The sequence below is a fragment of the Aeromicrobium senzhongii genome (genome assembly GCF_014334735.1).
In the GTDB taxonomy this organism is placed as follows: domain Bacteria; phylum Actinomycetota; class Actinomycetes; order Propionibacteriales; family Nocardioidaceae; genus Aeromicrobium; species Aeromicrobium senzhongii.
Window position 1 is genome coordinate 106828 of sequence record NZ_CP060587.1, and the last position, 20107, is coordinate 126934.

Annotated in this window: 15 protein-coding genes, 1 tRNA gene, 1 pseudogene and 1 riboswitch; of the genes and pseudogenes, 5 read left to right on the forward strand and 12 right to left on the reverse strand. The window is 70.2% G+C overall.

The genetic code is table 11. The annotated features are described in order from the left end of the window. Window positions 1-21: 21 nt before the first annotated feature. From H9L21_RS00560 to H9L21_RS00590, 7 genes are all read right to left on the reverse strand, one after another. Entirely contained in the window at window positions 22-1059 is a 1038-nt protein-coding gene (locus H9L21_RS00560; RefSeq protein ID WP_154597199.1) for an aspartate-semialdehyde dehydrogenase, read from the reverse strand. After that, complete coding sequence (locus H9L21_RS00565; protein WP_154597198.1) at window positions 1056-2345, reverse strand: aspartate kinase; 1290 nt, start codon at window positions 2343-2345, stop codon at window positions 1056-1058. The genes H9L21_RS00560 and H9L21_RS00565 overlap by 4 nt, the downstream gene beginning before the upstream one ends. A gap of 124 nt (window positions 2346-2469) precedes the next feature. After that, entirely contained in the window at window positions 2470-3066 is a 597-nt protein-coding gene (gene recR / locus H9L21_RS00570) for a recombination mediator RecR (RefSeq protein ID WP_187411653.1), read from the reverse strand. A gap of 13 nt (window positions 3067-3079) precedes the next feature. Then, window positions 3080-3397: a DMT family transporter gene (locus H9L21_RS00575; RefSeq protein ID WP_154597508.1), complete on the reverse strand. Its 318-nt coding sequence runs from the start codon at window positions 3395-3397 to the stop codon at window positions 3080-3082. A gap of 10 nt (window positions 3398-3407) precedes the next feature. After that, window positions 3408-3474: riboswitch (guanidine-III (ykkC-III) riboswitch) on the reverse strand. A gap of 8 nt (window positions 3475-3482) precedes the next feature. Beyond that, window positions 3483-6095: an aminodeoxychorismate synthase component I gene (locus H9L21_RS00580; RefSeq protein WP_222865811.1), complete on the reverse strand. Its 2613-nt coding sequence runs from the start codon at window positions 6093-6095 to the stop codon at window positions 3483-3485. Window positions 6096-6105: 10 nt separating this feature from the next. After that, complete coding sequence (locus H9L21_RS00585) at window positions 6106-8109, reverse strand: DNA polymerase III subunit gamma and tau (RefSeq protein ID WP_187411655.1); 2004 nt, start codon at window positions 8107-8109, stop codon at window positions 6106-6108. 33 nt (window positions 8110-8142) lie between these two features. Beyond that, on the reverse strand, window positions 8143-10974 hold the full coding sequence (locus H9L21_RS00590; RefSeq protein ID WP_187411656.1) for a beta strand repeat-containing protein: 2832 nt from the start codon (window positions 10972-10974) through the stop codon (window positions 8143-8145). A 266-nt stretch (window positions 10975-11240) separates the two neighbouring features. Between H9L21_RS00590 and H9L21_RS00595 the strand changes: the two are divergent. Continuing rightward, window positions 11241-11444, forward strand: a pseudogene (locus tag H9L21_RS00595) (integrase core domain-containing protein); the annotation flags it as partial. A gap of 179 nt (window positions 11445-11623) precedes the next feature. Here the strand turns inward: H9L21_RS00595 and H9L21_RS00600 are convergent. Continuing rightward, on the reverse strand, window positions 11624-12220 hold the full coding sequence (locus H9L21_RS00600; protein ID WP_154597196.1) for an HAD family hydrolase: 597 nt from the start codon (window positions 12218-12220) through the stop codon (window positions 11624-11626). 121 nt (window positions 12221-12341) lie between these two features. Continuing rightward, on the reverse strand, window positions 12342-13319 hold the full coding sequence (locus tag H9L21_RS00605; protein ID WP_154597195.1) for an alpha/beta hydrolase: 978 nt from the start codon (window positions 13317-13319) through the stop codon (window positions 12342-12344). A gap of 148 nt (window positions 13320-13467) precedes the next feature. On the opposite strand from H9L21_RS00605, the gene H9L21_RS00610 reads away from it, so the two are divergent. The 4 genes from H9L21_RS00610 to H9L21_RS00625 all read left to right on the forward strand — a co-directional run bounded on the left by H9L21_RS00610 (window position 13468) and on the right by H9L21_RS00625 (window position 18219). Further along, window positions 13468-14541: a glycoside hydrolase family protein gene (locus tag H9L21_RS00610; RefSeq protein ID WP_154597194.1), complete on the forward strand. Its 1074-nt coding sequence runs from the start codon at window positions 13468-13470 to the stop codon at window positions 14539-14541. Between the two features lie 82 nt (window positions 14542-14623). Then, complete coding sequence (locus H9L21_RS00615; RefSeq protein WP_154597193.1) at window positions 14624-15931, forward strand: threonine/serine exporter family protein; 1308 nt, start codon at window positions 14624-14626, stop codon at window positions 15929-15931. A gap of 70 nt (window positions 15932-16001) precedes the next feature. Further along, window positions 16002-17117 (forward strand): acyl-CoA dehydrogenase family protein, encoded by a 1116-nt coding sequence (locus tag H9L21_RS00620; RefSeq protein WP_154597192.1) that lies wholly within the window; start codon window positions 16002-16004, stop codon window positions 17115-17117. Window position 17118: 1 nt separating this feature from the next. Continuing rightward, the gene (locus H9L21_RS00625) at window positions 17119-18219 is read left to right on the forward strand and encodes an acyl-CoA dehydrogenase family protein (protein ID WP_154597191.1); all 1101 of its coding nucleotides are present in this window, start codon (window positions 17119-17121) and stop codon (window positions 18217-18219) included. 107 nt (window positions 18220-18326) lie between these two features. Here H9L21_RS00625 and lplAB read toward each other — a convergent pair whose 3' ends face one another. From lplAB to H9L21_RS00640, 3 genes are all read right to left on the reverse strand, one after another. After that, on the reverse strand, window positions 18327-19376 hold the full coding sequence (gene lplAB / locus H9L21_RS00630; protein WP_154597190.1) for a lipoate-protein ligase LplAB: 1050 nt from the start codon (window positions 19374-19376) through the stop codon (window positions 18327-18329). A gap of 64 nt (window positions 19377-19440) precedes the next feature. Next, window positions 19441-19653: a DUF6458 family protein gene (locus tag H9L21_RS00635; RefSeq protein WP_154597189.1), complete on the reverse strand. Its 213-nt coding sequence runs from the start codon at window positions 19651-19653 to the stop codon at window positions 19441-19443. Window positions 19654-20001: 348 nt separating this feature from the next. Further along, window positions 20002-20089: transfer RNA gene (locus H9L21_RS00640), tRNA-Ser, on the reverse strand. Window positions 20090-20107 lie beyond the last annotated feature (18 nt).

A 20107-nucleotide genomic window follows, 5' to 3' on the forward strand; every position in this document is an offset into this window, starting at 1 on the left:
TCTCGGGACGCGCGGGGTGGATCAGACGAGCAGTTCGGCGATCTGGATCGTGTTGAGCGCAGCGCCCTTGCGCAGGTTGTCGCCCGTGACGAACAGGACCAGGCCCTTGTTGCCCTCGACCGACTGGTCCTGACGGATCCGGCCGACGAAGCTGGGGTCCTGGCCGGCCGCGTCGAGCGGGTTCGGCACGTCGGTCACCTGCACGCCGGGGGCGGACGACAGGATCTGCGTCGCCTGCTCGGGCGTGATGTCGTCGGCGAACTCGGCATGGATCGACAGCGAGTGGCCCGTGAAGACCGGCACGCGCACGCACGTGCCCGCGACCCGCAGGTCGGGCAGGCCGAGGATCTTGCGCGACTCGTGGCGCAGCTTCTGCTCCTCGTCGGTCTCGTGCGAGCCGTCGTCGACGATCGAGCCCGCCAGCGCGACCACGTTGAACGCGATCGGCTTCACGTACTTCTGCGGCTCGGGGAACGACACGGCGTGACCGTCGTGGGTCAGCGCGTCGGCCTTCTCGACCGTGGCGAGGGCCTGCGAGTGCAGCTCCTCGACGCCGGCCAGGCCCGATCCGGAGACGGCCTGGTAGCTGCTGACGGTCAGCCGGACGAGGCCCGCGGCGTCGTGCAGCGGCTTGAGGACCGGCATCGCGGCCATCGTGGTGCAGTTCGGGTTGGCGATGATGCCGCGACCACGCGGGCCGTCGCCGGCCGGGATGTCGTGCGGGTTCACCTCGCTGACGACCAGCGGGATGCTGGGGTCCTTGCGCCAGGCGGACGAGTTGTCGATGACGGTGACGCCGGCCTCGGCGAAGCGGGGCGCCTCGACCTTGCTCATCGTGGCGCCGGCGCTGAACAGCGCGATGTCGAGGTCGGAGACGTCCGCGGTGGCGGTGTCCTCGACGACGATCTCCTGGCCGCGGAACGGCAGCGTCTTGCCGGCCGAACGTGCCGAGGCGAAGAAGCGGACGGACTCGGCGGGGAAGTCGCGGTCCTCCAGCAGCTGGCGCATGACGGCGCCGACCTGGCCGGTCGCGCCGACGACTCCGATGCGTGCGCTCATCGTCCGGTCCCTCCGTACACGACGGCCTCGGTGTCGGCCGCGCCCAGGTTGAACGCCTCGTGGGCGGCGTTGACGGCCGCGTCGACCTCGTTCTCGCCGACGACGACCGAGATGCGGATCTCGGAGGTCGAGATCATGCCGATGTTGACGCCCGCGGACGCCAGCGCCTCGAAGAACGTGGCGGTGATGCCGGGCTGCGAGCGCATGCCCGCACCGACGATCGAGACCTTGCCGACGGAGTCGTCGTACTGCAGGCGCTCGAAGCCGATCTGGTCCTTGAGGCGGGCCAGGGCGGTCATGGCGGTCTGGCCGTCGTCGCGCGGCAGCGTGAACGAGATGTCGGTCAGGTTCGTGGCGGCGGCCGACACGTTCTGGACGATCATGTCGATGTTGATCTGGGCCTCGGCCAGGGCGCGCAGCACGGGGGCGGCGTAGCCCACCTTGTCGGGGACGCCGACGACGGTGATCTTGGCCTCGCTGCGGTCGTGGGCGACCCCGGAGATGATGGCGTGCTCCATCGCCTGTCCTTCTTCCGTGTACTTGCTGACGTCTTCACTGGCCACGACCCACGTGCCGGTCCTGTCGCTGAACGACGACCGCACGTGGATGGGCATGGAGTTGCGGCGGGCGTACTCGACGCACCGCAGGTGCAGGATCTTGGCGCCGTTGGCGGCCATCTCGAGCGTCTCCTCGTAGGAGATCGCCGGGATGCGGCTGGCCGTGGGCACGATCCGGGGATCGGCGGTGAAGATGCCGTCGACGTCGGTGTAGATCTCGCAGACGTCGGCGTTCAGTGCCGCGGCGAGCGCGACGGCCGTGGTGTCCGAGCCGCCGCGACCGAGCGTCGTGATGTCCTTCGTGGTCTGCGAGACACCCTGGAAGCCCGCGACGATGACGATCGCACCGTCGTCGATGGCCGACTGCAGCCGGCCGGGCGTGACGTCGATGATCTTGGCCTTGCCGTGGACGTCGTCGGTGAGGACGCCCGCCTGCGAGCCGGTGAAGCTGCGCGCCTCCTGGCCGAGCGTCTCGATCGCCATGGCCAGCAGCGCCATGGAGATCCGCTCGCCGGCGGTCAGCAGCATGTCGAGCTCGCGGCCCGGGGGCAGCGGCGACACCTGGTTCGCGAGGTCGATCAGCTCGTCGGTCGTGTCGCCCATCGCGGACACGACGACGACCACGTCGTGACCGGCCTTCTTGGTCGCCACGATGCGGTTGGCGACTCGCTTGATGCTGGTGGCGTCCGCCACCGACGAGCCGCCGTACTTCTGCACGACGATGCCCATGGACATTTCCTTGCTTCAGAGGGTTTGCAGGCGCAGTGGGTCGGCGCCACGCTGCGCCGGCGTCAGTCTAGCCCGTGGTCGCTGGGATCCTCGGCTCCTGTCCCGGGGGTGGACGGGGTGCGCGTCAGCCGACGGCGGTGCGGCCCTCGAAGGCGCGCCCGAGGGTGACCTCGTCGGCATACTCGAGGTCGCCACCGACGGGCAGGCCGCTGGCGAGCTTGGTGACGCGCAGGCCGATCGGCACCAGCATCCGCATCAGGTACGTCGCGGTGGCCTCACCCTCGAGGTTGGGGTCCGTCGCGATGATGACCTCGGTGACGGTGCCGTCCTGCAGGCGCAGCAGCAGCTCCTTGATGCGCAGCTGGTCGGGGCCGATGCCGGCGATGGGGCTGATCGCGCCGCCGAGCACGTGGTACCGGCCGCGGAACTCGCGCGTGCGCTCGATCGCGATGACGTCCTTGCTCTCCTCGACCACGCACAAGACCGTCGCGTCGCGGCGCGGATCGGCGCAGATGCGGCAGGTCGTGTCGACGGTGACGTTGCCGCACACCGAGCAGAACAGGACCTTGGTCTTGGCGTCGACGAGGGTCTGGGCGAAGCGCTTCACGTCGTCGGGATCGGCATCGAGCAGGTGGAAGGCGATCCGCTGGGCACTCTTCGGGCCGATGCCCGGCAGACGTCCGAGCTCGTCGATGAGGTCCTGGATCACACTTTCGTACACGTCGTCAGCCTAGTCAGTGGTCCAGCATCTTCAGCCCGACGACGCACCCGACGAGGCCCAGCAACAACGCGATCTTGGCCACGGACGCGGGCTCGGAGCCCGTGAGCATCGCGTAGGTGACGGTTCCGGCGGCGCCGATCGCGACCCACACCGCGTACGCGGTGCCGGTCGGCAGGTCGCGCATGGCCCAGGCGAGACCACCCATGCTCACGACGACGGCACCGGCGAAGACGAGGGACGGACCGAGCTTCGTGAAGCCCTCGCTGCGGCCCAGGGCGGTGGCCCACACGGCCTCGAACAGACCTGATACGACCAGGACGATCCACGACATGACGCACTCCTTCGTGGCCGTCTTGTCGCGCTCCGGGTACGACTCCACTCGTCCGGCGGCCGTGAAGGGCCGTGGTCCCATCCTCTCAAACGACGCCAGGGGCGGGGTGCCGACGCAGGAAGGTCGCCAGCAGGTCGTGGCCGTGCGAGGTCAGGATCGACTCGGGGTGGATCTGGACGCCTTCGACGGGCAGGTCGCGATGACGCACGCCCATGACGATCCCGGAGCCGGTGCGGGCGGTGACCGTCAGCGGCTCGCGGACGTCCTGCACCACCAGGGAGTGGTAGCGAGCGCAGGTCAGCGGCGACGGCAGGTCGGCGAAGACCCCCAGTCCGTCGTGGTGGACCAGGGAGGACTTGCCGTGGACGACCTGCTCGGCGCGGACGACGGTGGCTCCGTGGACCTCGGCGATGACCTGGTGGCCCAGGCAGACGCCGAGGACGGGCGTGTGGGGCCCGAACCGGCGCACGACCTCGGCGCTGATGCCGGCGTCCGCCGGGGTTCCCGGCCCCGGGGAGACGACCACGTGGGTGAAGTCGCCGGCCAGCAGGTCGTCGACACCGACCTCGTCGTTGCGCACCACCTCGGTACGGCCGCCCAGTTCGCCGACGTACTGCACGAGGTTGAACACGAACGAGTCGTAGTTGTCGATGAACAGGACCCGAGCGGTCGCGGACGGGTCGGTCGACCTCGCGGGGGCGCGCGGTGCGGTCTCGCGATGCTCGAGGGCGCTCGCGAGGCGCGCCGTGACGGGACCGGGCGTCCAGCGGCCCACCCCCTCGCACGAGGTGACCGGCACGATGCCGCGCAGGGCGTTGGTGGCGAACACCTCGGTGGCGGCCGCGAGGTCGGCCGTGGTCATCCGGTGCTGGAAGACGGGCAGGCCCAGTGCGGACGCCAGCTCGATGACGCGCGCCCGAGCCGTGCCCGGCAGCAGCCGTCCGTCCAGCGCCGGGGTGTGCAGGCCGTCGTCCAGCACCGCGAAGAGGTTGGCGCGTGCCGTCTCGAGCACCGAGCCGTCGGTGTCCGTGACGAGCGGCTCGTGCCCCGGCACGACGGGGATGCGAGCGCGGTCGGCCCACTTGTGCGGGCCCAGACCGCCGGGGACCACACGCGCCACGAGCGACCAGGCCGCCTCGGTGGGCGTGAGCGGTGCGGTCGCCATCGAGATCCCGACGTCCCCGCCCTGCGGTGCGGCGTCGATGCGCAGGCGGTGCGGACCGATCAGTCCGGCCACGCGGGCGTGCACCGCCTCCTCCAGGCCGGCGCGCACGGTGGTGCCGTGGACGGCGCGGACGCTGGCGTCGAGTCGGGCGAGGTGGGCGTCGAGGTCGACGGCGCGCCCGTCGAGGACCAGGACGGTCTCGAAGGCCCCGAGGTGGACGTCGACGGGCCCGCTCGGACTCGGCTCGGGCTCCGTGGCCGGGGCGGCCGGTGCCGGTGGCGCGACCAGATCGAGCCGGCCACCGATCGCGTCGATCAGGGGTCGGGCCTTGTCGAGGCACTCGGCGTACTCGCCGGCCGGGTCGGAGTCGGCCACGATCCCGCCCCCGACGCCCAGCCACACCCGGGTGGTGCCGTCGGGCGCCGTCGCGAACTCGAAGGTGCGGATCACGACGTTCATCTCGAGACCGGCGGCGGCGCTGACGTGGCCGATCGCGCCGGTGTAGGCCTCGCGCCCCGTCGCCTCGAGCTCGGCGATGAGCTCCATCGCGCGCACCTTGGGGGCGCCCGTGACCGATCCGGGCGGGAACGTCGCGCGCAGCAGGTCACGGTCGGTCGTTCCGGCGGGCAGGTGGGCCACGACGTCGGAGACCAGGTGCCAGACGCTGTGTCGCTCGACCCGGTTCAGCGCGGGCACCCGGACCGAGCCCGGCACGGCGACTCGGCCGAGGTCGTTGCGCATGAGGTCGACGATCATCACGTTCTCGGCGCGGTTCTTGGCCGAGGCCTCGAGTTCGCGCGGATCGGTCGACAGGGCAGCGGTGCCCTTGATCGGGGAGGTGAGGACCTCGTCGCCGGTCCGGCGCAGGAACAGCTCGGGCGAGAAGCTGGCCAGCGCGCCCTCGGGCGACGAGACGTAGGCGGCGTAGGCGGGCTTCAGTCGCTCGACGCCCGCGCAGAACGCGTCGAGGGGGTCGCCCTCGAAGGTGGCCTCGAGTCGCGCACAGAGGTTGACCTGGAAGATGTCGCCGGCTGCGATGTGCCCCAGGGCGCGACGGATCGCCGCGCGGTGGGCCTGCGGGCTGGGGGTCATGTCGAACCTGCCGACGCTGAACGGGGCGGCCTCCGTCGGCGCGCTGACGGTCGCGATGAGCTCCTCGACCCGCGCGGGATCGGGGTCGCCGATCGACTCCAGCCACCAGGTGCCGCGCACCCGGCGCAGGACGAGGTCGTAGAACCCCGCGCGGTGGTCGGGCTGCGGCATCGGCCGGGGCGGCCCTTCGGGCAGGTGCTCGACCTGGCTGCCGAGGCGATAGCCCCAGGCGCCGATCCAACCGCCGCCGAAGCCGTCGGCGTCCAGTCGGGGCAGGTCGACGTCGTCCCACGTCTCGAGCAGCCGGACGGGCTCGCAGGCGATCAGCGCCTCGCCCTGGTGCCACGCGCCCAGCAGGGCGACGAGGCGGTCGCGGCCGCGGAGCCGACGCAGGACCTCGGGGGGCGTGGCGGTCAGGTCGAGCCGGCGCCGGACCGGCACGTGCGAGGGGTTAGCGGTAGGGGGTCTCGTCAATGACCTCGGCCCCCAGGTGCTCGGCGAGGAGCGCCTCCGCATCCTGCGAGCCGTCGTCGACGACGGGGTCGTTCGGGTCGACGCCGGCGTCGGGATCGACCCGTGTGATCGGGACGGGACCCTGACGCAGTGCCTCGCGGACCGACTCGGGCACCCGCGACTCGGTGGGTGCGGACGGTGCCGCAGCCGGTGCCGAGCCGCCGGCCGGCGCGCTGCCGGTGGGCGAGGCGGAGGGATCGACGATCGCCTCGATGCGCCACTGGACGGCCATGACGTCGGACAGCGCCTGCTGGACGATCTGGTCCGAGCCACTCTTGACGAACGAGTCACGCGCGCCGGTGTTGACCAGGGCGAGCGTCAGCGTGGAGCCGTCGAGCGCCGCGACCTGCGCGTTCTGGCTGAGCATGACCCACGTGAATCGACGCAGGTGCTGGACGCGCTCGAGGACCTGGGGCCACATCCGCCGCACGTCGGCGGTCGTGAGCTGCCCGGGAGCGGGAGCGGCGGGAGCGGGAGCCGCGGTCTCGACCGGTGTCGTCTCGGCGACGGGCGCCGGGGCGGGCTCGGCGGGACGTGCGACCTCGGCCGCCGGGGCGGCGGGCACTGCGCTGGTGCTGGGCGTGGCGGGCGCTGCGACCGGTGCCTCGGGACGCGGCTCATCGCGCTCGGCCGGTGTCTCGTCGGCAGCCGGGGCGGCCGGGGCGGGAGCGGGTTGAGCGGGAGCGGGCGTCGCGGCGGCAGGGGGAGCGGCCGTGGGCGCGGGCGCCGGAGCAGCGGGCGGCGCGACGACGGTCTCGGGCGCCGGGGCGGCTCCGGAGAGGCGTCGCTCGAGGCGGTCGAGGCGGGCGTGGAAGCCCTCGACGGAGTTGTCGGCACCGGGCACGAGGATCCGCGCGCACATCAGCTCGAGCATCAGCCGGGGGGCGGTGGCCCCGCGGAACTCGGTGATGGCGGTGCTGACGAGGTCGGCCGCCCGCGTCAGCTCGGTCGGCTCGAAGCCCGCGACCTGACGCTGCAGGACGGCCGTGCGATCGGCCGGGGTCTCGAGCAGGCCCGACTCGGCGGCGGTGGGAACGGCCTTGAGGATCACCAGGTCGCGGAAGCGCTGGAGCAGGTCCTCGGCGAAGCGGCGCGGGTCCTGACCGGACTCGATGACCTTGTCCACGACACCGAACACGGTGGCCGCGTCGCTGACGGCGAAGGCCTCGATCGCCTCGTCGAGCAGCGAGTCGGGCGTGTACCCGAGCAGCTGGACGGCCAGGTCGTACGTGATGCCGTCGGGGCCTGAGCCGGCGAGCAGCTGGTCGAGCACGCTGAGCGAGTCACGCACGGACCCGCCGCCGGCGCGCACGACGAGGGGCAGCGCGGTGGGCTCGAGGCGCACATTCTCGCTCTGGCACAGCTGGAGCATGTAGTCGCCGAGCAGCTTCGGCGGGACGAGCCGGAACGGGTAGTGGTGGGTCCGCGAGCGGATCGTGCCGATGACCTTGTCGGGCTCGGTCGTGGCGAAGATGAACTTCAGGTGCGGCGGCGGCTCCTCGACGAGCTTGAGCAGCGCGTTGAAGCCCTGCGGGGAGACCATGTGGGCCTCGTCGATGATGTAGACCTTGTACCGGCTGCTGACCGGGGCGAAGAACGCCCGCTCGCGCAGGTCGCGCGCGTCGTCGACGCCACCGTGGCTGGCCGCGTCGATCTCGATGACATCGATGCTGCCCGGGCCGCCGCGCGCGAGGTCGCGGCAGCTCTGGCACTCGCCGCACGGATCGGAGATCGGCGCCTTCTCGCAGTTGAGCGCGCGCGCCAGGATCCGGGCGCTGGTGGTCTTGCCGCAGCCGCGCGGGCCGCTGAACAGGTAGGCGTGGTTGACCCGGTTGTTGGCCAGGGCGTGACGCAGCGGTGCGGTCACGTGATCCTGACCGATGACCTCGGCGAACGTCTCGGGCCGGTATCGCCGGTACAGAGCCAAGGGGGGTGCGTCCACGGAGACCAGCCTAGACGCCCGCGCCGACAGTGGTCATCGGCGCCGCGCACGTCTCGTCGTGCCGACACCGGCGAGCAGGAGCGCCAGACCGCACGCGAACCACCAGGCGGTCGCCGTGCTGCCGGTTTCGGCCAGAGCCGCGTCGTCCTGAGCCTGCTTTGCGGTTGCCTCGGAGTCGTCCGCATGGTCCGTGGGCTCGTCGACGGCGACGGGCAGCGGCTCGACCTCGATCAGCAGGGTCGAGGTCGCTCCGTCGGTGTGTGTCGCGGTGATGGTGTGCGGTGACGCGTGCGGGAACGTGATCCGGTTGCCGGCGATGACGTCGGTCGGGACGGAGCTGGTGAAGGTCACGTCGTCGGTGACGTCGCCGAGGGCGTTGCCGAACCGGTCGGTGCCGGTCACCGTCACGACGATGGTGTCGCCCTGGCGAGCTGCGCCGGTGAAGCCCACTTCCATGCCGTCGACCTCGCCGAGGACGACCGCGACGTCCACCAGGAGGGTGGCGACGGTGCCGTTCGTGTGCGTCGCGGTGATGGTCCGCTTGCCGGCCTTGGTGAAGGAGACCTCGTCGCCGTCGATGACGTCGGAGGCGATGGAGCTGGTGAAGGTCACGTCGCCGGTGACGTCACCGAGGTCGTTGTTGAAGCGATCGGTGCCGGTGGCCGTCAAGGTGATCGTCTCGCCCTGGGCAGGAGTGCCGGTGGAGGCGAGATCCAACGTGACGACCTCGTCCAGGACGACGGCGACGTTGATCGCGAGCGTGGCGGTGGTGCCGTTGGAGTGGGTTGCGGTGACGATTCGGGTCCCTGCCTCGGTGAAGGAGACCTGGTCGCCGTCGATCACGTCGGAGGCGATGGAGCTGGTGAAGGTCACGTCGCCGGTGACGTCGCCCAGGTCGTTGCCGAACCGGTCGGTGCCGGTTGCGGTGAGGGTGATGGTTTCGCCTTGGGCAGCGGTGCCGGTGAGGTCGAGGGTGATGGCGGCGACTGGTCCGGGCTCGACGGTGAAGTCGAGGGTGGCGGTATAGGAGTGGCCGTCGATGGTGGTCGTGGCGGTGATGGTGCCGGTGCCGGCAGTGGTGCCGGTGAGGACCCAGGTGCTGTCGTCGTGGGTGAGGGCGACGCCTGCGGGGATGTCGATGGTCCAGTCGTCGGGGTCGATGCTCACCAGGTCGCCGTCGCCGTTGGTCAAGGTGAGGTCAACGGTGGTGGGTCGGCCAGCGGTGATGGTGATGGTGGTCCGGTCGAACGCGGCTGTTCCGGTGGTCCAGGTGGGGGTGAGTTCGATGGTGACGGGGTCGCCGGTGGTGCTGGTTCCGGGCAGCGGGGTGGTGTTGGTGAAGGGTGCGTCGGCGTGGGTCCAGCCGGCGAAGGAGTCGGCGCCTCTGGTGGGGGTGGCGGGCAGGGTGCGGTGGCCTGCCTGGACGGTCGGGCCGTAGACGGTGACGGTGCCCGTGGAGGCGGTCACGGTGTAGTGGTGGCCCGTGATGTCGATGGCGTTGGCGACGTCCGTCAGGGCGATGACGCCGTTGTTGGTGATGGTTCCGGTTCCGGTGAGTGATGCGCCGGTGGTGGGGGTGTCGTCGCTGCCGATGAGCTGGCCGGTGGCGCCGATGGTGATGTCGAGCCCGGAGGTGTTCAGCGCTCCGGTTGGGACGGCGAGTGTTCCGTCGATGGTGATGGCCAGCGGTGTGGCTGGGACTGGGGTGCCGGTGTGTCCCACGGCGGTGGCCGCGGTGGCTCCGCCGATTGCTGTGACGTGGGCGTCGGTACCGATCTCGATCGGCAGGGGCGTCGAGTTTCTGTGGGATCCGATCGCGCCGGCCTCTCCGAATCCTCGGGCTTTCACGGTGCCCCCGGTGATCACGATCGCACCACTGCTGACGCCACCGGGGGTAGCGCCGATGGCCACCGCCGTCCCATTGGTCCGGGCGTCTACGGTGCCGCCGTTGATGGTGATGGTGCCTGCCGCACCAGAGTTGCCTCCGCCGATGGCGGCGCCGTACGAGTCGGTTCCGGTGGTGGCGTCTACGGTGCCGCCGTTGATGGTGATGGTGCCTGCCGCACCAGAGTTGCCTCCGCCGATGGCGGCGCCGTACGAGTCGGTTCCGGTGGTGGCGTCTACGGTGCCGCCGTTGATGGTGATGGTGCCTGCCGCACCAGAGTTGCCTCCGCCGATGGCGGCGCCGCTCGAGTCGGTTCCGGTGGTGGCGTCCACGGTGCCGCCGTTGATGGTGACGGTGCCGCCCGACTGGTTGTAGCCTCCGCCGATGGCGGCGGCGTAGGAGTTGTTTCCGGTGGTGGCCTCCACGGTGCCGCCGTCGATCACCAGAGTTGCGCCCGGCGTTTGAATACCGGCAGCCATGATGTTCTCGGGGGAGGTGGAGAGGACACCGCCTTCGGTGGTGTCGTCGATGGTGAACGTCTTGCCTCGGTTGATCATTACACCGGCGACGTCGAGTTCGTGGCCGGACAGGTCGAGGGTGACATCACAGTTGACCGTCAGTGCCGGGCTGACGATGTCGGCGGCCAGGCGGACGGTGGCGTCGGTGCAAGAGGTCAGCGCGGTCGCGAGGGCGGTCGCAGAGGAGACACTGGACGCCGGGGCCAGATCACTGGGGACCGCTCGCCCATCGGTCGATCCGTCGCCGAGGTCGGTGTCCCCCTCGACCAGTCCATCCGCGCGAGTCCAGCCGAGGAATGACAAACCTGCGCGGGTCGCCGCCGGCAGTGCCTGGTCGGCCTTGGACGGGGAGTCGGTTGCCGTGGCGGGTTCGGGCTCGGTGGTGTTTGGCGAGTCCGTGGGCTTGGCCGTCGGCTCTGCCTCGAGGGCGGTGGCCGGGGCGTCGGCCGGCGAGACCGTCATCGGCGGAAATGCGGGTCCCTCGTCTGCGACGGCCGGGGTTGAGATCCCGATGAACGCTGCGGCGATGAGTGAAGCAAGCAGACGGGACCAGACAAGCACGCGAAACTCCGACCATGTCGATGACTCCCCGAATCTCGCCAAGGCTACGGGATTTGGTCCGCGATGTGTACCAATGGCGTGTCGCGGACATGTCCCTTCTGCGCGTCTGCGGTGCAGGTACGGGGCCTGAGGCACGCGGTAAGAGTGCTCTGGAGCGATGCTGACCGCCCTACCGGCCCCAGACCAACGGCAAGGTCGAACGGTTCAACCGGACCCTGGCCGCCGAATGGGCCTACGCCGAGATCTACTACTCCGACACTGCTCGCGCAGCGACCTACGATGCCTGGCTCCATCACTACAATCACCACCGACCCCACACCGGCATCGGCGAATCAACTCCGTCAGACCGCGTTCACCACCTCACGAGGTAGACGTCGTGGCGCGCGCCGACAGTGGTCATCGGCGCCGCGCACGTCTCGTCGTGCCGACACCGGCGAGCAGGAGCGCCAGACCGCACGCGAACCAGGATCTCCGAGATGGATCAGCTCCCCCGAGCGTCGGCGATCTTACTACCGCGGTCGGAAGAGCTGTCACCTGCGTCACATGCGGCTCACGCTCCCCGCAGGAGCGAGACCACGGCTGCCAGGTCGCTCACGACGTGGTCGGCTCCGGCGTCGCGCAGCTCCTCGGCCGAGCACGGCCCCGACGGGACGGCGATGCCGGTGACTCCGGCGATGCGCGCGGCGTCCATGTCGTGCACGTGGTCGCCGATGTAGGTGTCGGCGGACTCGCGCACCAGCACCTCGGCCTTCTGCTCGCGCCAGGCGTCGCCGATGACCGCGTCGTACGGCAGGCCGAGGTGGTCGAGGTGCAGCGCGGCGTTGTCGCCGGCCTTGGCGGTGATGACGATCGCGCGTCCGAGCTCGCGGGCGGCCGTGAGCACCTCGGCGGCGCCGGGCATCGCGAGGACCCGGGGGATCGCGATCTCGGGGTACATGGCGCGGTACCGGGTGAACATCTCGGGCACGGCCTCGGCCGGGAACCAGTGCTCCAGCTCCCAGGTCAGCGGAGGACCGAGTCGCGACACCGCCAGCTCGGCGTCGATGAACACGCCCGTCTGACGCGAGAGCTCCTCGTACACGGCGCGGATCCCCGGACGCGAGTCGATCAGCGTCATGTCCAGGTCGAACCCGATGGTGCGGCTCATGGCGCCACCCCACCTCCCACTTTTGGAAACGGATTCACGTGCATCGGCCGAATCGAGGTGAATCCGTTTCCAAAAGTGGGCAGGGGTGGGGCCAGCCGGGCCGCCGCGGCCCACGGAGTGCTCACGGGATCCAGCGGTCGAGCCACTCCGCGGTCAGGCGATACGCCTCGGCCCGCGGCTCGTCGTTCGAGAGGTAGACGTCGTGGCGCGCGCCGTGAACCGGCAGGGACGTGACCGCGTCGCCGAGACACCCGGACCAGCGCACGATCTGCCGCACGTCGAGCACGGCGTCGGAGGTGTCGGTCTTGGCGTGGTGGTTGCGGCTGAACCACGTGCGGTGCGACCGCAGCACGAGCGACGGCACGCCGATGTCCAGGCCGCGGTGCAGCTGGGCGTGACCGCGCCGCACGGCTCCCATCCAGCCGTACGTCACCGGGAAGCCCTCCAGCGGCTTCCACGCGATGTCGTAGTCCCACTGGCCGCCGCGGGACGAGTGCAGGCTCGCTCCGTAAGAGTCGGTGAAGGGCAGCTTCATCCGGTCGAGAGGCCGAGCCTTCGCCACGCTGCGGACGACCGTCGTGCCCACCGTGCGCATCCACGCCGGCCCTTGCAGGTCGAACCACGGGCTGTTGAGCACTATCCCGGCGATGCCGCGGGCGCGCGTGCCACCGGGCAGGAGGTTCATCCGATCGAGCCACAGGGGCAGGACCAGGCCGCCGGTCGAGTGCGCCGAGAGCACGATCGGCACGTCCGGCACCTCGGAGCGGACGATGCGCAGCGCCTCGTCGAGCTCGGCGTCGTAGAGGGACAGGTCCGAGACGAAGTGAGGCGTCTGCCCCTCGTCCAGCGAGCGGCCGCACTTGCGCAGGTCGAGCGAGTAGAAGGCGTAGCCGCGATCGGCATAGAACTCGGCCAGCTCGGTCTGGAAGAAGTAGTCGGAGAACCCGTGGACGTAGATGACGGCGGCCCGCGGCTCGCCCTCGAACCGGCGGCGGACGAGCGTCGCGCGGATGGCGCCCTCGCCGTCGGGGTCGGTGCCCAGGTCCAGCGTGAGCTGCTCGTACGGGTCCTGGAGGATGTCCTCGATCCAGCCGGTCATGGTGCTCCTTGCGACGTCCGTTGGCGCCCCCAGCGTAGGCGGCGAACGGCACGAGCACCGCTCGTCCTCATAATCGCCCGTCCGGGCCCGGGCCGTGATTAGACTCCGAATCGACCGGCCCGCCGGTCCCTTCATCCGGGAGAGAACCATGAATCGTCCGTACCGACGTCTCGTCCTGGCAGCGGTCTCCGCCGTCGCCGTTCTCGGTGCCGGAGCGCTCACGGCGCCCGCCGCCCAGGCGGCCGGCCCGGACGCCCCGATCCTGAAGAAGTGGGCCAATCCGGGTGTGGCCAAGCTGCCGTCGGGCGGGTACGTCATGACCCACACGACCTCGTGGAACAAGCCGGGCGCCTTCGCCACGGCTCCGCAGCCGAACGGTCCGTGGAAGCGCACCGGCACGACGCTGCTGACCGGCACGCCGGCATGGGCCAAGTCCGCCAAGCAGAAGCGCTCGGTGTGGGCCCCGTCGATCATCCGGGGCACCAACGGCCGGTGGGTGCTGTTCTACTCGGCGCTGGTCCCCGGTCGCGGCTCGCAACGCTGCATCGGCACGGGCACGTCGACCCGTCCCACGGGCCCCTTCGTCCCGGACGCGCGCCCGCTGTCGTGCTTCAAGGGCAGCGGCACCAAGCCCAAGGACCTGATTCCCAACGAGGGCACCACGAGCCTGATCGACGCCACCCCCGCCGTGGTGAACGGCCAGACCGTGCTGACCTACAAGACGTCGCACGGGTACACCAAGAACGGCAAGAAGTACTGGCACACGACGATCCGGATGGTGGCGCTGAACCCGGCCCGGCCGAACCAGCTCATCGCCAATCCGGTGAACCGGAACGGACGCAGCGTCCAGCTGACCAGCAAGCGCCACCGGTACATCGAGGAGAACCCCTCCTTGATCCACCGCGGCGGCAAGTACGTGCTGTTCACGTCCTGGGGCTGGTACGGCACGCACGACCGGTACTGGACGCAGTCGCGCACCAACCGGAGCCTGTGGACCGGCTGGCCCACGACGGCGCGCCGGGTGACCTTCCCGGCGGGCACGAACACGTGGGGCCAGGGCAACGCCCAGGCGATCGCCATCTCGCCGGGCACGTGGGTGCTGTTCTGGAACGGGCAGGAGCCCGGGTTCAAGCGCGGACAGGGGCCCAAGCACCTCTACGTCGGCAAGCTGGGCTGGAAGAACGGGCATCCGGTCGTCAGCAAGGTGCTCAAGCGGCGGTGATCCCGGCGCGCTGAGGCGCGTACGGAAGGAGACCGGACCGAGGCCCTGTCCACCGTTCCGTGTCGTCCGACATGGTGGACCCATGAGTAGTTCGGCACCTCAGACGTTGAGGATCATGGACTTCGCCCTCCGGGTCGGGGAGATGTTGCTGTCCAACGGTGCCGGAACGGCCGACGTCTCGGCCACGATGTCGTCGATCTGCCACCATCTGGGACTGCGCGGTACCTACGTCGATGTCACCCACATCATGCTGACGATGGTCCACGACCAGGAGCTCGACGAGCCGCCGCTGCTGCTGCGCCGCAACGTCGTGCGCCGCGAGACCGACTTCGAGGACGTCACCGCCGTCGACCGGCTGGTGGCCGAGCTGCTCGCGAACGAGATCGATCTCGACGAGGCGCGCTCGCGTCTCTCGGCGATCGCCACGAGCGGCCACGCGCGACCTCGCGCGATCGTGATCGGGTCCTCGGGCCTGGTCGGCGCGGGCGTGGCCCTGATGCTGGGCGGCGGGTTCTTCGTCAGCCTCACCGCCTTCGTCGCGGCCGTCGCCATCGAGCTGCTCCGGCGACTGCTCGAGGTGCGCCGGCTGCCCGACTTCTACATCCAGGTCGTCGGCGGGCTCTGTGCCTCGCTGATCGCCGTGTCCGCGGCGGCGCTCTCGCTGCCCGCGCCGCCGTCGCTGGTCATCGCGGCCAACATCGTCGTGCTGCTGGCCGGACTGGGCCTCATGGGCGCGATCCAGGACGCCCTGACGGGCTACCACCTCACGGCCGTGGCGCGGCTGCTCGAGGTCCTGCTGGCCACCGCCGGCATCGTGGCGGGCGTCAGCGGTGGCCTGATGGTGGGCCGGATGCTCGGTGTCGACCTCGGCTCGGGCACCGTCTGGCCGGATATGTCGTACCTGCCGTACGTGACGATCGGCGCGGGCGTCGCCGCCGCCGGCTTCGCGGTCCAGTCGTACGCGCCGTGGTCCTCCGTGCCGGCGATCGCCGTGATCGGAGCGGCCGCCGGCGCCCTGGCGTCGGCCCTCGTGCAGAACGGGCTCGACCGGCCGTGGGGCGCGGCGATCGCGGCGTTCGTCATCGGTGTGGTCAGCTATCCCGCATCGCGCTGGCTGCGGGTCCCGGCTCTGGTGATGGTCGTCCCGGCCATCGTGCCGTTGCTGCCGGGTCTGACGATCTACCGCTCGCTGGCCCAGCTGGCCGAGGAGAACCTCTCGGGCATCTCCTCGGGCATCACCGCGTCGGCCGTGGCCGTGGCTCTGGCCGCTGGCGTGATCCTGGGCGAGTACGCCGCCCAGCCACTCGGACGCGAGACCCGACGGCTCGAGCGCAGGCTGTCCGGCCCCCGCCTCGTGGGCCCGTTCCGCGCCAAGTCGCGACGCAAGTGACTCGCTGGTGTCAACGGGAGTTGCACAGTATTCTCACCGGTAAGCAAGCGCTTAGTGCGAAGGGGCACTCATGAGACTTCAGTTGTCAGCCGAGGACCAGGCATTCCGCGAGGAGATGCGTGAGTTCTTCACCACCCAGGTTCCGCAGGACATCCGCGACACGATGATCAACCACGGTGAGATCACCCGTGACCAGATCGTCCGGTCGCAGCAGGCCCTCAACGCCGCAGGGCTCGCCGTTCCGGGCTGGCCGGTCGAGTGGGGCGGCAAGGACTGGACCCAGCTCCAGCGCCACATCTGGCACGAGGAGATGCAGCTGGCCGGCGTCATCCCGCCGTTGGCGTTCAACGCCTCCATGGTCGGCCCCGTCATCGCGACCTTCGGCTCGCAGGAGATCAAGGAGCGGTTCCTCCCGGCGACCGCCAACCTCGACATCTGGTGGAGCCAGGGCTTCTCCGAGCCCGACGCCGGCTCCGACCTCGCCGGCCTGCGCACCACCGCCGTGCGCGACGGCGACCACTACGTCGTCAACGGCCAGAAGACGTGGACCACGCTCGGCCAGTACGGCGACTGGATCTTCTGCCTCGTCCGCACCGATCCCGATGCGCCCAAGAAGCAGATGGGCATCAGCTTCCTGCTGATCGACATGAAGACCGAGGGCCTCACGGTCCGTCCGATCGAGCTGATCGACGGCGGCCACGAGGTCAACGAGGTCTTCTTCGACAACGTGCGCGTCCCGGTCGAGAACCTCGTCGGCGAGGAGAACAAGGGCTGGACGTACGCCAAGTTCCTGCTCGGCAACGAGCGCGTCGGCATCGCCCAGGTCGGCGCCAGCCAGCGCAACCTGGCCACCGCCAAGGACAAGGCCAAGGAGATGGGCGTCTTCGACCAGTACGCGTCGCGCATCGTCGATCTCGAGAACCAGCTGAACGCGCTCGAGCTCACCGCCCTGCGCGTGGCCGCCGGCTCGGCCGGCGACAAGCCGCACCCGGCGTCGAGCGTCCTGAAGATCAAGGGCTCGCAGCTGACGCAGGCCGTCTCGGATCTCTTCGTCGACCTCGAGGGCCCGGCGGCCATCACGAGTCGTGAGACCCGCATCTTCCTCAACAACCGCAAGGTGTCGATCTACGGCGGATCCAATGAGATCCAGCGCCAGATCATCGCCGGCACGATCCTGGGACTGTGACATGGACTTCACCATCGATTCGGAGCAGAAGGCTCTCGTCAAGGCCGTCCGCGGTCTGATCACCAACGTCTACGACTCGTCCGAGACGCGTCGTGAGGCCACCGCGACGGACCCGGGCTTCACCGCGTGGGAGAAGCTCGCCGAGATGGGCGTGCTGAGCCTGCCGTTCGAGGCCAGCCCCGTCGAGGTCTCGCTGGCCGCCGAGGAGCTGGGCAAGGTCATCGCGCCCGACCCGTTCGTCGAGGCGATCGTCCTGGCCGGCGGCCTGATCGACGCGCTCGGCACCGACGAGCAGAAGAAGCAGTACGTCGACGCCGTCGCCGGTGGCGAGATCCTGCCGATCCTGGCGTGGATGGAGCCCGGTCGGCGCTGGTCGGCCGACGCGTCCTCCGTGACGTTCGCCGACGGTGTGCTCAACGGGGTCAAGGCGCCGGTCGTCCAGGCCGAGCGCGCCGATCTGCTGCTCGTGACGGCCGCGCTGCCCGAGGGCGGCACGGGCGTGTTCCTGGTCGAGGGCGCCACGGCGGTCGAGACCACGATCACCAACGACGGCGGCCGCGCGGCGACCGTCACGTTCGGCGACACCCCCGCGGTGCAGCTGGGCGAGGGTGGCGACCAGACCGCCGCGATCGAGAGCGCCCTGGACCGAGCCCGGATCGCCTACGCGCACGAGGCGCTGGGCGCGATGGAGACGGCCCTGACCACCACGGTCGGCTACCTCAAGACGCGCAAGCAGTTCGGCGTCACGCTGAACACGTTCCAGGCGCTCAACCACCGCGCCGCGGACATGTACGTGACGCTCGAGCTGGCTCGCAGCACCATCATGTGGGCCACGATCGTGGCGGCCGACGAGGACACCACGCCTGAGCAGCTGGCCACGGCGGCCTCGCACGCGGCACTGCAGACCAGCGTCGCCGGCAAGCACATCGGCCTGGACGCGATCCAGCTGCACGGCGGCATCGGCATGACCGCCGAGTACTCGGTCGGCCACTACGCGAGCCGTCTCATCGCGATCGAGCACCTCATCGGCGACGCGGACTTCCACCGCGCCCGCCTGGCCGCCACCGTCGGCGACCACGACGTGTTCGACCCGATCGGCTGAGCTCGGCACGGTCGGTTTACCACGGTCCCGTGGTACTTCAGCGCCTCCCAAGGGAAACTTCCCTTGGGAGGCGCTTGTTTACCACGGTCCCGTGGTAAACCGTCACGTCACGGAACCCGGTGGGTCCACTCCCGCTTCGAGAACTTCGCGTCGACGAGCTCACGGGCCTCGGCCAGCTCGGCCTCGGTGTAGTCCGAGTCGTGGGTGGCGTACCGGCGCCGGAAGGTCTGCAGGAACGCGTCGATGATGGCGTCGCGCGACAGGCCGGTCTGCGAGCGCATCGGGTCGACGCGCTTGTTGGCCGACCGGGTGCCCTTGTCGCTCATCTTCTCGCGGCCGATCCGCAGGACCTCGGTCATCTTGTCGGCGTCGATGTCGTAGGCCATCGTCACGTGGTGCAGGACCGCGCCGGCCGCGAGGCGCTTCTGCGCCGCTCCACCGATCTTGCCCGCGTCACTCGCGATGTCGTTGAGCGGCACGAAGTGCGCCTTCACGCCCACCTCGGCCAGCGCCTCGATCACCCAGTCGTCCAGGAACGAGTACGAGCGCTCGAAGCTCAGGCCCTCGACGAGCGACTTCGGGACCACGAGCGAGTAGGTGATCGTGTTGCCCGGCTCCATGAACATCGCCCCGCCGCCGGACACGCGCCGCACGACGTTGATGCCGTGCTTGGCCGCGCCCTCGGGATCGATCTCGTTGGCGTAGCTCTGGAACGATCCGATGACGACCAGGGGGCTGTCCCAGTCCCAGAACCGGAACGTCGGGGGACGGGTGCCGTCGGCGACCTCGCGGCCGATGACCTCGTCCAGCGCGACGTGCATCGCCGGGTCCAGCGTGACCGGGCCGATGACGTCGAAGGTGTGGTCGTGCCAGCCGGTGGCCTTGCCCAGGGCCCGCCGCACGGCGATGCCGACGGCCTCGGGCGTGAAGCCGATGAAGGCGGTCTGGGAGTCCACCGCGCCCTCGATGGCCGACGTGAGCTGTTCGACGGAGGCGTCCACGGACAACCCCGTCAGGGCCGCGTTGATGTCGAGGAGCGCCTCTTCGGGCTCGAGGAAGAAGTCCCCCGAGACGCTGACGTCGCTCAACCGGTCGTTGTGTACCTCGAGGTCGACCGCGACGAGCTTGCCGCCGGGGACCTTGTATTCACCACGCATGTACGCGTCAACGCCCGCCGGTCGCAGATGCTTCCGGCGGGCGTCGAGGCGAGGTGGTGGCGGGTCAGCGTGCAGGTGGGAGGTCGTCGCGCCCGCCGTCGCGGACGCCGCGGTCGCGCTGCGAGTTGACGATGAGCGTGAGCACGATGCCCAACACGCCAGCGGCCATCAGGATGTAGCCGATCATGGTGAGGTCGATGCCGGAGATGGTGTCCTGCACCGCGAACGCGAGGATCGCGCCGATGGCGATGAGAGCAATGGAGCCACCGAAGTACATGTCAGGGTCCCTTCCCTTGGGGACGGTCCACGCGAGTGCGTAAGCCGTTTTGTCTCGGATGACGGTCGCACGGATCGGGGCAGTCCGCATCTGCAGGAGCCCGGGGCGGCGGGAAAAAAAGCACCAGCGGGCGGCACGCTGGTGCGTACCGCCCGCTGGCTTCTGTCCTTGCTGGCGGAGACAAGCCCCCGCCGCGGTGCCGCCGGACACACCAGCGGGCGGCACGCTGGTGCGTACCGCCCGCTGGCTTCTGTCCTTGCTGGCGGAGACAAGCCCCCGCCGCGGTGCCGCCGGACACACCAGCGGGCGGCACGCTGGTGCGTACCGCCCGTTGGCTTCTTGCTTCGCTGGCGGAGGATAGGGGATTCGAACCCCTGAGAGCTTTCACTCAACCCGCTTTCCAAGCGAGCGCACTAGGCCACTATGCGAATCCTCCGCCGGAGAGTCTACGTGG